Annotated in this window: 16 protein-coding genes; 5 read left to right on the top strand and 11 right to left on the bottom strand. The window is 37.3% G+C overall.

Going from position 1 to position 15,364, the window contains the following annotated elements:
• Positions 1-23 precede the first annotated feature (23 nt).
• Positions 24-680 carry a PH domain-containing protein gene (locus tag AC1DDK_RS14800; RefSeq protein ID WP_172661649.1) on the top strand — a complete coding sequence of 219 codons (657 nt, stop codon included), beginning with the start codon at positions 24-26 and terminating at the stop codon, positions 678-680.
• Positions 680-2,299 (top strand): apolipoprotein N-acyltransferase, encoded by a 1,620-nt coding sequence (gene lnt, locus AC1DDK_RS14795; RefSeq protein ID WP_337717331.1) that lies wholly within the window; start codon positions 680-682, stop codon positions 2,297-2,299. Before AC1DDK_RS14800 ends, lnt begins: the two co-directional genes overlap by 1 nt.
• Here the strand turns inward: lnt and AC1DDK_RS14790 are convergent, their stop codons facing one another.
• Complete coding sequence (locus tag AC1DDK_RS14790; protein ID WP_288881838.1) at positions 2,300-3,940, bottom strand: NAD+ synthase; 1,641 nt, start codon at positions 3,938-3,940, stop codon at positions 2,300-2,302.
• Between the two features lie 38 nt (positions 3,941-3,978).
• A complete protein-coding gene (locus tag AC1DDK_RS14785; protein ID WP_288881836.1) occupies positions 3,979-4,641 on the bottom strand; it encodes a porin family protein in 663 nt (220 codons plus the stop codon).
• 62 nt (positions 4,642-4,703) lie between these two features.
• Between AC1DDK_RS14785 and gldB the strand changes: the two genes are divergently transcribed.
• Together gldB and AC1DDK_RS14775 are read left to right on the top strand one after the other, a co-directional pair.
• Positions 4,704-5,747, top strand: coding sequence for a gliding motility lipoprotein GldB (gldB, locus tag AC1DDK_RS14780; RefSeq protein WP_172661653.1), 1,044 nt, complete (start codon positions 4,704-4,706; stop codon positions 5,745-5,747).
• 6 nt (positions 5,748-5,753) lie between these two features.
• Positions 5,754-6,545, top strand: coding sequence for a patatin-like phospholipase family protein (locus tag AC1DDK_RS14775; RefSeq protein ID WP_288881834.1), 792 nt, complete (start codon positions 5,754-5,756; stop codon positions 6,543-6,545).
• Here the strand turns inward: AC1DDK_RS14775 and AC1DDK_RS14770 are convergent.
• From AC1DDK_RS14770 to AC1DDK_RS14740, 7 genes are read right to left on the bottom strand one after another with little or no spacing between them, the layout of a single operon-like run.
• Positions 6,529-7,257: a 2-phosphosulfolactate phosphatase gene (locus AC1DDK_RS14770; RefSeq protein WP_172661655.1), complete on the bottom strand. Its 729-nt coding sequence runs from the start codon at positions 7,255-7,257 to the stop codon at positions 6,529-6,531. The genes AC1DDK_RS14775 and AC1DDK_RS14770 overlap by 17 nt on opposite strands.
• A gap of 16 nt (positions 7,258-7,273) precedes the next feature.
• A complete protein-coding gene (gene gcvT, locus AC1DDK_RS14765; protein ID WP_477633968.1) occupies positions 7,274-8,353 on the bottom strand; it encodes a glycine cleavage system aminomethyltransferase GcvT in 1,080 nt (359 codons plus the stop codon).
• 40 nt (positions 8,354-8,393) lie between these two features.
• Positions 8,394-9,596 (bottom strand): glycosyltransferase family 4 protein, encoded by a 1,203-nt coding sequence (locus AC1DDK_RS14760; RefSeq protein ID WP_172661657.1) that lies wholly within the window; start codon positions 9,594-9,596, stop codon positions 8,394-8,396.
• A gap of 18 nt (positions 9,597-9,614) precedes the next feature.
• Positions 9,615-10,226: a ribonuclease HII gene (locus AC1DDK_RS14755; RefSeq protein WP_477633967.1), complete on the bottom strand. Its 612-nt coding sequence runs from the start codon at positions 10,224-10,226 to the stop codon at positions 9,615-9,617.
• A 34-nt stretch (positions 10,227-10,260) separates the two neighbouring features.
• A complete protein-coding gene (locus AC1DDK_RS14750) occupies positions 10,261-11,352 on the bottom strand; it encodes an ABC transporter permease (protein ID WP_288881827.1) in 1,092 nt (363 codons plus the stop codon).
• Positions 11,352-12,488 (bottom strand): glycosyltransferase family 2 protein, encoded by a 1,137-nt coding sequence (locus AC1DDK_RS14745; RefSeq protein WP_288881824.1) that lies wholly within the window; start codon positions 12,486-12,488, stop codon positions 11,352-11,354. Before AC1DDK_RS14745 ends, AC1DDK_RS14750 begins: the two co-directional genes overlap by 1 nt.
• The gene (locus AC1DDK_RS14740; protein ID WP_172661661.1) at positions 12,466-13,443 is read right to left on the bottom strand and encodes a hypothetical protein; all 978 of its coding nucleotides are present in this window, start codon (positions 13,441-13,443) and stop codon (positions 12,466-12,468) included. The genes AC1DDK_RS14745 and AC1DDK_RS14740 overlap by 23 nt, the downstream gene beginning before the upstream one ends.
• Before the next feature lie 43 nt (positions 13,444-13,486).
• On the opposite strand from AC1DDK_RS14740, the gene ruvC reads away from it, so the two are divergent.
• Positions 13,487-14,053, top strand: a complete 567-nt coding sequence (gene ruvC / locus AC1DDK_RS14735) for a crossover junction endodeoxyribonuclease RuvC (protein ID WP_172661662.1) — start codon at positions 13,487-13,489, stop codon at positions 14,051-14,053.
• Here ruvC and AC1DDK_RS14730 read toward each other — a convergent pair.
• Together AC1DDK_RS14730 and AC1DDK_RS14725 are read right to left on the bottom strand one after the other, a co-directional pair.
• Positions 14,043-14,906 (bottom strand): DUF4349 domain-containing protein, encoded by an 864-nt coding sequence (locus AC1DDK_RS14730; RefSeq protein ID WP_477633966.1) that lies wholly within the window; start codon positions 14,904-14,906, stop codon positions 14,043-14,045. The two genes, ruvC and AC1DDK_RS14730, sit on opposite strands and share 11 nt — an antisense overlap.
• Before the next feature lie 165 nt (positions 14,907-15,071).
• Positions 15,072-15,287 carry a hypothetical protein gene (locus AC1DDK_RS14725; protein ID WP_172661664.1) on the bottom strand — a complete coding sequence of 72 codons (216 nt, stop codon included), beginning with the start codon at positions 15,285-15,287 and terminating at the stop codon, positions 15,072-15,074.
• Positions 15,288-15,364: the final 77 nt, after the last annotated feature.

The raw sequence follows: 15,364 nt of genomic DNA, 5'->3' as shown, positions 1-15,364 counted from the left end.
TGAAATTATTATAAGAAAATAACATGATATTAATAGATAGATTTTTAAGTGACGAACAGGATCCTAAAGCTGTAGAAAAAGTTTTAGGTAAATTAAATGATATGTTAACCAGCAATGAGGAACTGATTTACATGGCTGTACAAAAAAAGCCGGCGGTAAATCTTTTACCTGATTGTATTGCAGTAAGTAACAAGCGTATCTTCTATTGTGAGCCTGGCAATTTTGGAATTACCATGAATTTTAAAGACATTTCCTGGAAGAGCATTAAAGAAGTTTCCTTTAAAGAAGAATTATTTGGTTCTAAATTCATTTGCGTGCCTTTACATGGCGAAAATATCATCACAGAATATATCCCTAAAGTGCAGGCCCGCAAGTTATATCAGGCTGCATATGAGCAATTAGAAAGTTTTAAAGAGCAACAAAGACAACTTGATCTGGAAGAAAGAAGATCATCCACATCGCCAGTAACTGTAAATACATTGCCCGCTCCGGAACCAGTGGAAGAAGACGAGCCACAAGCATTCTTTTCTCCACCCCCTGCTGCGCCTGCAATACCGGTAGAAGAACCAGAAGATGAAACTACATTAAAGCTAAGAAAACTAAAAAGCCTGTATGATAAACACCTTATTACGCAGGAAGAATATGAAGCTAAAAAAGCCGATATTTTAGACAGCTTATAATGAAATTCAGAAACACTGCTCTCCTTGCTTTACTAAGTGCGTTTTTAATGTGGCTGGCCTGGCCTCCTATTAAGTTTACCACTCCATTATTACTGGTTGGTCTTGTTCCATTACTTATTGCCTTAGAAAGAATTAAACAAAGCGAAAATCCTAAAAAAGGTAAGCGTATTTTCCTAACAGCAGGATTAACCTTTCTAATTTGGAATACCGCATCTATTTATTGGGTGTATAATGCCATAAGTTCAGTAAATGGCCCTGTGGTATCTTTCTTTGTTTCGCTTATCCCTTATGGCTTAGGAGCACTGCTCATGACTTTTGCTTTCTGGCTATATTACAGACTAGGCAGACTGGTAAATAAATACATTGCCTATTTGGGGCTAATATGCTTTTATATTGCAATGGAGTTTTTGCACCAGAGCTGGGATCTTTCCTTTCCATGGATGAATTTAGGGAATGGCCTATCGGGCATGCATCAGCTTGCGCAATGGTATGAATACACTGGTGTTTATGGCGGTTCATTCTGGATACTACTAAGTAACATTATTGCTTATGAGGCCTTTAAAGCACTTAAACCGGGTACTGCTATTGGCTTTGCCCGATTTAAATTTGCACTTCTGTGGGTTGTGATTATTGCAGCGCCGATTGCATTGTCCCTAACCTTATACTACGAGTACGAAGAAAAAGAGGTTCCTGTTAACGTAGTAGTTGTACAACCCAATATAGATCCTTACAAAAAATTTGGTGGTATTTCTTCAAGTGAGCAGCTTAAAATCCTTACTCATTTATCCGACTCCGTTGCTCAGCCAAGTACCGAATATTTTATATGGCCTGAAACAGCAATTTCAGATCGCTCTGATGAAGATAGAATCCGCACCAATTCTGAATTCCTGGATGCTCAGAAATTCCTTGAAAAATACAAAAATGGCAGTATTATTAGTGGCATTGAGAGTATTAAGTTCTACAACGACAAACAAACGCCTTCGGCCAGACAATATGATAATAGCACCTATGTTGATGTTTTTAATGCCGCATTACAGATAGAGAACTCTGCTAATGTACAATTCTATCACAAATCTAAATTGGTACCAGGAGTAGAGAAAATGCCTTTTCCCACAGCATTATCAGTATTAGCACCGGTTTTTGAAGGTTTTGGAGGAACAGTAGGTGGTTATGGCTGGCAAAAAGACCCTCAAGTATTTTATTCGTATGGTGGAGTAGGTGCTGTACCTGTAATTTGCTATGAATCGATCTGGGGAGGTTGGGTGGCCCAAGCTGTTAAGAATGGCGCACAGTTTATTGCTATTGTAACCAATGATGGCTGGTGGGGAAATACATCAGGAAAGGACCAGCACTTGTTATATGCCAAACTAAGAGCTATAGAAACCCGCAGGTATGTTGTAAGATCAGCCAATACGGGTATTTCTTGTTTCATTAACCAGAAAGGCGATATTATACAGCAAACCAAATGGTGGACCAGAACAGCCATTAAAGCAGATATCAATTTAAATGATGATCTTACTTTTTATGTAAGAAATGGCGATTTTATTCCTAAAATTCTATCTGTATTGGCTGGCTTGCTCGCACTAATTATTCCTTACAGAAAGTGGGTTAAAAAGTAACTAAGAAAGGTACTTTCCAACTATGGGCATTCTGCGGCCCATACCAAATGCTTTTGGAGAAACCCTTAATATCGGCGGTGTTTGATAACGCTTGAACTCTGCCGTATTTACCATTTTAATGATCCTTCTTACCAGCGCATCATCATAGCCTTGTGCAATGATTGCTGATGAACTTTGCTTTAGCTCTATATATTGAAACAGTATCTTATCAAGGATATCGTAATCAGGTAATGAATCTGAATCTTTTTGGCCTGGCCTAAGTTCTGCCGACGGTGGTTTAACAATGGAATTTTCTGGTATTACCACTCCGTCTTTATTAATATAATTAGCCAGTTGGTAAACCTGGGTTTTGTATACATCTCCAATTACGCCAATTGCGCCACACATATCACCATATAGTGTACCATACCCTACCGCGCATTCACTTTTGTTTGATGTGTTTAGAAGGATATAGCCAAACTTATTAGACATCGCCATCACAATGATCCCTCTGCATCTTGCCTGAATATTCTCTTCAGTAAGGTTAAAAGGTAATCCTTTAAAAGCAGCCGCCATCATATTGTCAAACGCATTGGCCGCCTCTTTAATTGGAATGATTTCATGCTGACAACCAATATTTCTAACAAGATCAAGTGCATCCTGAATAGAATGGTCAGACGAATATTTTGAAGGCATTAACACCGCCATTACATTTTCCGCTCCTAAAGCCCTACATGCCAGGGCGCATACAATAGCCGAATCTATACCTCCTGAAAGGCCCAACACTGCTTTTTTAAAGCCCGACTTTACAAAGTAATCTTTAATACCCAAGACTAACGCTTCGTAAATCTGCTCTATGTCGGTAATAGTTCTATGTATTTTGGGCGTATATCCTTTAATTAAATCACCTTCAACTTCATAGATCTTTAACTCTTCTTTAAAATAAGCCATTTCATCCAGAAGATTACCTTCTTTATCAAATGCCAGTGAACCGCCATCAAATACGATTTCAGTTTGCGCACCTACCTGATTAACGTACAATAAAGGAAGTTTATATTTTTTAGCATTATCTGCCAGAACCACTACCCTTTCATCATCATGGCAATATGAAAATGGCGACGCCGCAATATTAATCATCAGATCAGGGTTTTGCTTAATCAATTCATCCATCGGATTGGAAACATACAATGGATTGTTGTTGATGTTCCATAAGTCTTCGCAAATGGTTAGGGCTATTTTACGGCCCTTAAAAGTTATGCATTCGAATTGAGTGGCAGGTTCAAAATAACGGTATTCGTCGAATACATCGTAATTTGGAAGCAATGCTTTTTTTGCAATGGCTTTTACCTCTCCTTCCTCTATGAAATATGCCGCATTGTATAAATCTTTTCCTGCAAGCACCTCGTTTTTAACAGGCAAACCTACAATACAGGCAATCCCTTTACAATGAGCTGCAATTTCTTGTGCAGCAGTTTCGCACAGACCAATAAACTCATCAAATTCTAAGAAATCACGTGGTGGATAACCACAAATAGCCAGCTCAGCGAATACAACCAGGTCGGCTCCTTTATCTTTTGCCAACTGAATGTTGTCGATTATTTTTTTTGTGTTGTATTCAAAATTACCAATGTGATAGTTGAGTTGCGCCAGTGCTATATTCATGAGCTTGTAATTGTAGAAAGTACTGCTAAGTAAGTTTATTAAAAGAAAACGCCAAAATTAATACCAAGATAATGATTGCGGATATTATTATTTTTATCGGTGGTAATGTCGGTAAAGCCATTGTTATACGTTAGTCCTGCTGCAATACTTGTATTTCCACTTAGGTCAAATTCTGCTCCTGCACCTAATATCAGGCCGGCACGATATAGCTTAATTGTTTTCGAAATATTCTCATCGCGCAAGCTTGATTTTCCTGCGGCATCGGCATCCTGTTTGGCTCCGATATTAAAATCATTTGATAAACCAAATTGGCCATACCAGCGGATATCATTAATTTTAACAGTTTTTAGTTTAACTGTAAGTGGCACTTCGATATATTGAAGCTTATACTTAAGTTCATAGGGTATTTGAGTTGGAGGAGTAGTTTCTTCAGTAATTATCTGCGTGCTTTTACCATTAATTGTAGTGATGGTAACACCCGTTGCAAAACTATAGTTCTCAGCAAAATTAAAGTCCCCCATTAAACCATAGGAAAATCCAAGAGCAACTCCATTACTTTTACCCACCTGTGGTTTTACCCAACCTATTGTTGGATGAGCGGTTAATCCAAGTCTGAAACCGTAATATGGAGATAAAGAATCTTGTGCAAAAACGCTTCCTGTTACAAACAATAATAATATCGCGATAAATGTGTGTTTCATATAAATATATTTTCCTTTAATGCCTATGAAGCTTGAATAAACTTACTTTATATTTGTTTACAATGATATATAACGTAAAATTCCACCAAAGCTATCTATTTTTTCTATTTGTGTCGGCTTTTTTTTCGTCACTACTTGTTTCGTGTACCCAAAGTACTAAACCTGATGTTAGCGCAATACATTTAGATGTCAAAATTGCCCGGTTCGATAGAGATTTATATGCCGGAAAATCTAAAAATCTAAGTGAGACCAATGCGTTCCTAACAAAGAAATACGGTACTTTTTACGATGACTATGTGCATAGGATGGTTGGTAATTTTGACTATACAAATCAAGAGATCTTAACCACCCTATACCAGGATTCTGCGTACTCAGATTTAAACAAAGAGGTGGATAGTGTTTTTAAAGACATAACACCAATAGAAAAAGACTTATCTGAAACTTTTAAATACGTCCTTTACTATTATCCTAAAGCAAAAGTTCCTCAGTTTATATCATTTGTTTCTGGTTTTGCTGTGCAGACGCCAATTGGCGATAATTACATGGGCATTGGGTTGGATATGTTTATGGGAAAAAACAACCAATTTTACAAAGCCATAGTGCAAAGTGTACCAACTTACCTTTCCCGACGTTTTACTCCTGAATACATTGTTCCGCGAATAACTGAGACTTATGCACGAGAAGAACTATTTCATGAACGGGACGAAGACAGAACCTTACTTTCAAAGATGATTCATAACGGAAAAATTTTATACTTTATGGACAAGGTGCTTGATGAGAAAGTTCCGGATTCAGTTAAAATAGGATATACTCAAAAACATATAGACTGGTGTAAGACTTTTGAAAGCGACATTTGGGCCTATTATCTACAGAACAACCTATTATTTGAAACCGATTACCAGAAGATACAGGTGCTTTTGAGCGAAGGCCCTTTTACGCCCGGACTTGGAGAGAAGAACGAGTCAGCTCCTAAATTAGGTATCTGGACCGGATGGCAGATTATAAGAAAGTACATGCAGGAAAATAAAGATGTTACCTTACAGCAATTGATGGCTGAACAGGATGCTCAAAAAATATTAAATTTATCAAAGTACAAACCTAAATAATGCTAAATGACTAAAATAGGAATCGTATTATCTGGTGGCGGAATCAGAGGAATTGCACACCTGGGTGTTTTAAAGGCATTTGGAAATGCCGGCATTAAGTTTAGTCACATTAGCGGAACCAGTGCAGGTTCAATTGCAGGAGCCTTATTTGCTTCAGGCATCGATCCTGAAGATGCTTTAAATATTTTTATAAAGACCAAACTCTTAAAATTCCTTCGACCTGCGGTAGGCTCACTAGGCTTAATTAATATTGAAAATACATCAAGCTTATTTAAAGAATACTTTCCTGATGATAGAATTGAAAGCCTAAAAATCCCACTTACCATTGCTACAACTAATTTCAGCAAAGGAGAATTGGTATACTTTGACAAAGGGCCCCTGATCAGGACCATACAAGCATCTAGCTGCATTCCGGGCATATTTAAACCGATTATGATAAATAATGAGATGTATGTTGATGGCGGCATTTTAAATAACTTTCCGGTTGAACCTTTATTAAATAACTGCGATTTCATTATCGGATCGTCATGCAACCACTTAAAACCCGTTGAAAAAATCACCAAGATTACGGCGTTAATGGCAAGAGCGGGGCTGATGTCTGTAAATAAAGATATGGAAGAAAAGGCCGCCTTCTGTAATGTGCTAATCGAGCCAAAAGGAATGGGTGAGATCAGTACTTTTGACATGAAAAAAGCCGAAACTATCTATTGGCTCGCATATGAAGAAACGTTGAAAACCATTAAAAGTAACGAAAGCCTAAAGAATCTGATAAAGGTTCCGATTAAAGAACTGGAGTAGCTTTTAAAGAAACTAAAGCATCACCATCCATAACTGGAATCGCCTGACAAAGGTTTAACTGCAAGCAGAACCTTACATCTTCTTCTATATTTAATTCAGCTAGTCTGTGGCTATGGGAAGATTTATGAAGATAACTTCTAAGGTCATCTTTGGCCAGTTTATATAAGTCTTCTGCAGCTACAGAAGAATCATCGAAATGAGTAAATTCCTTACGCAATTCAGCAACTACAGCTCCGGCAAACAGGGTATCTTCCAGATTGAATTTATCTTTCCATCCTGCACAAAGTAACAAAACACTTTTATCCTGAATTTTAAGCCAGTTGCATAGGGCCTGTAGATTTAAAAAAGAGCCCATCACTACCTGATGCGCTCGTTTTCTCGCCATATGAAGGGCTTTTGTACCATTAGTAGTTGTAAGCACTACAGTTCTGCCACCAACCTTTTCAGTTGTATAGGAGAAAGGTGAATTCCCGAAGTCATATCCTTCTACCACTTGTCCGTCACGCTCTGCTGCCAGTAAAAATCCTTTATCAGAATAGTTAAGACAATCTTCTACGTTTGCTACCGGTATAATTGCAGTTGCGCCGTTATCTATTCCATACACGATGGAAGAAGTCGCTCTGAGCACATCAATAACTACCACAATGCTATCTTCAATAGCATACAGATCTAATAATGCGGGCGTTAAACAAACTTCTATACTTTTTTGCATCGACAGGATATGGCTTTTATTTATAAAAAGGGAATTTAACTACTTTGGCTTTAATTTTATTATTACGGATATTGATAAAAATCTCGGTTCCTTCTTTATCCATGCCTTTTGAAATGTATCCCATTCCTATTGCCTTTTGTAAAGACGGAGATTGAGTACCAGAAGTAACCTTACCTATTACGTTCCCTTCGGCATMCACTATTTCATAGTCATGACGAGGGATCCCCCTGTCAATCATTTCAAATCCTATTAGTTTACGCGCAATACCAGCTTCTTTTTGAGCTAATAAAGCATCAGAGTTGGTAAATTCCTTAGTGAATTTAGTGATCCATCCTAATCCTGCTTCAATTGGAGAGGTAGCGTCATCAATATCATTTCCGTATAAACAGAAACCCATTTCTAAACGCAAAGTATCACGGGCACCTAAGCCAATAGGTTTCATATTGAAAGGTTTACCTGCTTCAAAAATAGCATCCCAGATTTTATCGGCGTGTTCGTTATCAAAATAGATCTCAAAACCTCCGGCACCAGTATAACCAGTTGCAGAGATCACAACATTATCAACACCTGCAAATGTACCTTTTACGAAGTTGTAATATTCCATAGAAGCGAGATCAACATCAGTTAAACCTTGCAATGCTTCGGCCGCTTTAGGTCCTTGTATCGCAAGTAAAGATGTTTTATCAGAAATATTATGCATTTCTACACCTTTATCATTGAATTTCTGAATCCAGTTCCAGTCTTTATCTATGTTAGATGCATTAACAACCAGCATATAGGTTTTTTCATCTATACGATAAACCAACAAATCATCAACAATGCCTCCGTCTTCGTTTGGAAGGCAAGAGTATTGTACTTTTCCATCATAAAGTTTTGAAGCATCATTACTGGTAACACGTTGAATTAAGTCTAACGCATTCTCGCCCTTTAAAATAAATTCGCCCATATGGCTAACGTCAAAAACGCCAACGCCGTTTCTAACCACAGCATGTTCTGCATTTATACCGTCGTACTGAACTGGCATATTATAACCTGCAAATGGCACCATTTTAGCCCCTAAAGAGATGTGTTTATCTGTTAATGCGGTATTCTTCATATTATATATCTGTAAAAACGTGGGCAAAGGTATATAAAATTTAAGCACTTACTAACTTTTGGTAGATATTCAACATCCTTTTAGAGATGGAAAAAAAGTCGTGATCACGCTCTACCGTTTTTCTCGCATTTTCACCTATTTCACGCCATTTTTTAGGGTTGGTGATGCATTGCAGTATAGACCTGTAAAACTCGTCGGCAGTATTGGCTATAAGAATATCTTTACCATGTTCGCACTTGATTCCTTCGGCGGCCATGCTTGTTGCAATGATACATTTGCTCATGGCCATACCTTCGATAATTTTTACCCGCATCCCACTGCCAGACAACAGCGGAACTATCATAATCGCTTTAGAATTAATAAATTCTATTGCGTCAAAAATTTCACCTTCTACTACCAGGTTTTCAGAGTCATACTCAAAAAACTCTCTGGGCATGTTTTTTCCAGCGATATAAAATCGCAGCTCACTACTCAATTTTTCTATATCCGGCCATATTTCATCAAGAAACCATTCCAATCCCTCTTTATTTGGTCGCCAATCCATAGCCCCTAAATGAAACAACGTAGGAAAGCTGGTTTTAGAGGGGTCGGTAACATATTTTTTAAAGTCTAGTGCTACCGGAAAAACTTCAAGAGCTGTTTCACAACCAAACCGAAGAATACTTTGCCTGTCTTGCTCGCTTATAGCAAAAACCTGGTGAAACCTGTTCATCTGTTCGGTTTCATAAACCTTTAAACGACGCGCAAGAAATTGTAAATACATCCGTCTTGGTGTAAACTTTTCGGTTCTTGCAATACGCTCCCAAACATCAAACTCTATATTATGCGCCCTATAAACCACTTTGGCCTTACTATTCGCTTTAACAATATCCAGATAAGGCACCACAAACAGCCCCTCGAATTGAATAATATCAAATTCATTTTCCCTTAAAATATCTTCAAGCAGTTTAGCCGCCTCATCATCAAAATATCTTGAAACGTTATAAGACTGATTAGAGAAAACATTAAATAACGCTCCCCAAACATTAACCTCGGTATCCAAGCTAAAGGAATGGAATTTTATGCTGTCAAAAACAGGGTCATAAATATCATCCACATCAACTCTGTGTTTATTAGTGTTGATGCTAAATAAGGTTATTTCGAGGCCAAGTTGTAGCAACCCCTTAATAGTGTTATAAACTACTATGGGATATCCACTATTTGGCGGAAAGGGGACCCTATTTGTCAGAATTAATATTTTCAAATCACGTGAAAATACTAATTATCCTTCGTTTTCGGAAAATAGGGCCAGTTGCGGATTGCTAATTGTGAAAGTTTTACGGTGAAATGGCGACAAGCCGTGCTCTAAGGCAGCCATCCGATGTACTATTGTAGGATACCCTTTATTTTGATGCCACTGATAATGAGGATATTGGATCGATATATTTTCCATAAATTCATCTCTATGGGTTTTAGCAAGAATAGACGCTGCTGCAATATTTAAATATTTACCATCTCCTTTCACAATGCAGGTATGAGGAATGTTTGGGTATGCTTTGAAACGGTTTCCATCTATGCTCAGATATTCTGGCTTTATGGCTAACTTTTCTACTGCTCTATGCATTGCAAGAAAGGATGCATTGAGGATATTAATCTTATCTATTTCCAGGTGATCAACTTCTGCTACAGCCCAGGCAATTGCTTCCCTTTCTATAATTACCCTTAAATTACAACGCTGTTTATGAGTAAGCTTTTTAGAATCAGTTAACTCTCCGGCAATAAAATMAGGAGGTAAAATTACAGCAGCAGCAAATACTGGCCCTGCCAAACAACCTCTCCCTGCTTCATCACATCCGGCTTCTAATAATTCATTCTGGTAACAGTTCAATAGCATATTACAACAAAGTTAGTAAATTTAATAGTTGTGCCTATACAGAGATATTTTGCGACTTTACATCAAATGCATCTCTTAGTCCAATAGCTAATAAATTAAACGCATATACGGTAAGCATAATTGCAAGTCCAGGTAGAATAGCCAGATAGGCAGCATCCATAATAATATATCCGTAATGCTCCTTTATCATACCTCCCCAGCTAGCCATTGGAGGTTGTGCCCCAAAGCCTAAAAAGCTTAATCCTGTTTCTAAAAGTATTGCCGAAGCGAAATTCGCAGAAGCAACCACAAGTATTGGACCGGCAATATTAGGTAGGATGTGCTTTATGATGATTCTTGGAGTAGAATATCCAAGTGCTTTTGATGCTTCTACAAATTCTACCTCCTTTAATGCAATTACCTGTCCGCGTACCAAACGGGCAACATCTACCCAGGTAGATAACCCAACCGCTATAAATATTTGCCAGAATCCTTTACCGAGGGCAAACGAAATTGCAATGACCAGTAATAGGGATGGTAGCGACCAGATCACATTCATAAACCAGCTGATTGCAGCATCAGTTTTACCTCCAAAATAACCTGCCAAGGCCCCTAAACTAACTCCAATAAAAAGGGAAATAAGTACAGCCATTAACCCTACCGACAATGACACGCGAATTCCCAGGATCAATCTGCTTAACAGATCTCGTCCATAAACATCAGTGCCTAGCCAAAAAGTCTGCGTATAGCGGTTAGTACCTTTAACTAAAGGGAAACTTGTTTCCTCCGCTTGCTCATCATCGCCAATATATTCTCTTGCATAAACTTTGCCCTGGCTTTCACGGTAAGAAGTGATAGGTACACTCTTAAAGTCTGCCTCCTGGCCATAAAGCATCTTCTCAAAGAAATTAACTTTCCTAATGTTCTTGTTTTTACTGACAATTAAAAAATCAAAGGTTCTTCCTGGTTTTTTATTTGTAAGCTGAAGATGCATGGTATTCGCATTCGGGGTTTGATCAGGAGTAATTGCATAACCAAGAATACCCATAATGATAAGCGTAACAATAAATAACAACCCACCAAAGGCTAGTTTATTCTTTCTAAACCGTTTCCAGACTTTTCTTGAAGGGCTATTGTTTGCTTCCACTACTTTACCATTCTCCCTTTCCAGTTATATTTTCCGGAGTTGCCGGCAATACCAATATAAACGATGTATATCATGTGCAATATGTTTAACACAGGCAGCAGAAGCAATAATTTTCGCCTTCTTGCAAAACCAGTTACATCATATAAAAATAAGAATTCGACTATTATTTTTGCCAGTATTTGAAATACAGCCAATTTAAAATAGAACCCTATAAACAAACCAATACCCAGGTTCATAAGTACACTTAGGTTGAACAACCATATGCAAACACCAAGAACAATGATCGACTTGTTTTTGTATCTGGTGCTTTTTGAAGCCCAACGTTTCCTCTGCTGAATGAATTCCTTTAATGTGGGCTTCGCATGTGTATAAACGATAGCATCTCTATTCTTTAAAAATCCAACATTGTTATCAAAGCGAGCTGCTATTTTATGCAAAAGTAATTCATCATCACCAGAAGCGAGATCATCAATTCCTTTAAATCCACCTACTTCATAAAAGGCTTCCTTCTCATAGGCCAAATTGGCACCATTGCAGGTAGACGGTTGTTTGTTCCCTATGGTTGAAGCACCCAAGCCTATTAAATAAAGAAACTCCAGCGATTGTGCCCGCTCAAAGAAACTTTTTTCCTGAAAATAAGCAACAGGTGAGGAAATCATTTTATAATTTCCTGCCTCATAAAACTGGATTATCGTTTTTAACCAGTCTGGCCCCATTCTGCAATCAGCATCAGTAGTAATTATCAATGTACCGGTCGACTGTCCTATAGCTGTTTGTATCGCCTTTTTTTTATAGGAGTTTAAAGCTTGATCCTCATTAAGGCAAATTAATTTTACACCTCTGCTTGCATACGATCTTATAATTTCAGCGGTTCTGTCTGTAGAATGATCATCGATGAAGATAATTTCCGTGAGTTCCTTATTATAATTTTGAGCAAGCAGGTCATCAATAGTATTTGAAATATTTGTTTCTTCATTACGTGCGGCTACCAAAATGGACACCCTGGTTTTTCCTTCACCCTCAGAAGTCTTAAAATATATAAGGCTATGCCACCCTTTAATAAAGGCTATAACCACTATTACATATAAAATAGTTAAGAAAGAGGAGAGGTAACTAACTGCGCTGAATATTTCCAAAGAAATTAAGTTTAAAAACGAAATAAGTTCCTAATATAGCAGGAATTATAATATTTATTAGCCAGATACCAGCAGTGCACGCTATAACTGCAATATTCTGATCTGTTATGAAGCCAAAAAAGTATGATGCCGTAACACTCCTAACCCCTATATCAAAAAGATCAAGAGAAGGTAAAGTCGATTGCACAAAAAACAGAATACTCACCATCATCATGATATCAAGATAATGTAATTCAGGTATTAGCCAATAGAAAAGGATAAAGTATTGGGTACTAAACACAACGTATCTTGACAAGCAAAACAACAATATGTTTAGCAGCTCCCTTTTCTGATATCTTGCAAGAATCCCATAGAATCTTTTGTATTTACGTGTAAAACGCATGGACACCAAAATTCCATTTAACCATTTTATATTAAAATAAAAAATGATAAAAAACAAGCAGAACATTATTGAAAGGATTACCAGGGCATAAAACAAGCGGTAATCTATATTTACAAACTTGTAGATGAAAATACATAGTGCTATTGCGCCAAACACGTTGGTAAGTACCATTTGGCCTATATTCCCAACCGCCATGGCCACTACACCTACAATCCTTCTTTTAGGCGACAGGAAGAAGACCCGGCCACCATATTCTCCAATTCTGTTGGGTGTGAACACTGCCCAGGTTAATCCACAGAATACAGATTCAATAGATCTCCAAATGCTAATTTTCTCTATGCCTGAAACTAACCTTCTCCATTTTAGCGCTTCCAGCCCCCAGTTCAAAAGCATAAGAACAATAACCGTAGTCATCACCAGGATAATTTCTGATTCAGGAATTTGCTTTAATAAATTTTTAAATGAGTTTAAATTCTCATTATTTGACAGTTTGTTGTAAATGATCCAAAAGGCAAATACAACAATTGCTGTTTTAATAAAGTAGGAAAGTATTTTTTTGTACCGCGATGTCAACTTTTTTGTATTTACTATCTGCAAATATGCTTAATATTGTTTTATGTTGGCTGAAAAAAAGGAAAGGGTGATCATGGGTATAGACCCGGGAACTTCAATAATGGGATATGGAGTAGTGTTAGAGAAAGGAAGTAAAATTGAATTAATCACCATGGGGATCGTTAAAATGGATCATATGGACGATCACTTTTTGAAATTACAGCGCATTTTTGAAAAAACCATTCTCCTTTTGGATGAGTTTAAACCCGATGTTCTGGCACTTGAGGCTCCTTTTTATGGGAAAAACATTCAGGTTATGCTAAAATTAGGTCGGGCACAGGGTGTAGCAATGGCAGCTGCCCTATCCAGAAATATCCCCATTGCAGAATATGCACCCCGGAAAATCAAACAATCCATAACAGGCAACGGAAATACCAGTAAAGAACAGGTAGCCGCCATGTTACAGCGACTATTAAATTTTAAGGAAACACCCGAATTTCTAGATGCAACCGATGGTCTAGCTGTTGCTGTTTGCCATTCTTTTCAGAGGGTAAGCACCAGCGGAGCAGGTAAATCCTACTCCGGCTGGGAAGCATTTGCCAAAGACAATAAAAAACGTCTTAAGCAGTAACCTGATTTGCGTTAACTACTTTTCTTTTACGATAATATTTAAAGCCGAAATACGCTGCTGTTCCAATTAATATCCAAACCCATAAGTTCATTGCAACAAGTATAACTTCTTTAAAGATGTACCATCCGTTCTGAAAGCTTAATCCCAATCGGGTAAAGAAATTTGGACGATAGCTATACAAATCATCATTTCCAACAAGAATGCTCTTAACAGTATTGTTCTGATAAAAATTAAGGGTAATTGTACTGTACTGAACTTTACTGTCAATCATCAGATTCTCTATCTTTTTATCTACGTAATCATCTTTAAGAGATAGCGAGGTTTCTACATTATTACTTTTCTTATTGGCATGCTTATTAAGTTGTTCTACAGCCTCAACCCTATTTTCATTCTTTAATTTATTGCTCAAATAGACAATGCTTTGATCGTCCATTTTAAGCGATTGCTGATCTATAAAAACAGCAAACTTTGCTACTTTATTGGTGAACTCATCCAGCTTATCTGAAGGAACCTTTGCTATTATAAATCCTTCCGTGCGGTAGGAAGTAAGCTCCAATAATGAGTCTGTAGAATATTTTACCTTTTCTGTTTGTTGGATATTGCTTTGAACCGTGAACTCTGCAATGGTTCCTCCTTCGGCTTTTATTGCTGAGCTTAATTTCTCTTTCGTATTCTGAACGTCCTTAACCCTGAAACGCATATCTGCAGTCTTGATGATCTTTTCAGCTAGAAGTGAATCTGTTGCCTCCAGATTGGCACTTGCGGAGTCAGAATTTTCTAATTTTKAATCTTTATTACTGTTGCACGAAAACATGGCTATTGCGAATACACAATAGATTAAATATTTTTTCATAGTATTAATGATTAGGTTTTTTCCTTAATACCAAATATTAAATTAGGTAACCTAAAAATTTCAATAAATAAGATCAATTTTAATGTAAATCATATAAACGTTACAAAAAAAAACGTCCTCACCAGCTTTTGCTAATGAGGACGTTTCTAAAAAAATATTTTTATACTATGCGTCTAATATTTTGAATACACCTTTACAAGCGATTATAGAACCGATTAAAAGTATTGCCCATGAAATAATAGACAATGTGGTAGAGTCACCAGCAAAGCGTAAAAATACGCCCAAAATACCAACTAAAATCCCAACGGTCATCAACTTATAAATTGAGATCTCGTTAGCTCTTTTCATGCTTTCTGTATTGTGTTTTGGTGTCTGTTCCATTTTACTGTTTTTATGTACTGCGCAAAAATAATATTTTTTAAACTAATACAGCATATAACGCTGATCTTTTTATATCA

The organism is Pedobacter sp. 05T44 (genome assembly GCF_056395985.1).
Note: the sequence above shows the minus strand (reverse complement) of the source record. Positions and strands in the feature narration are given on the sequence as shown.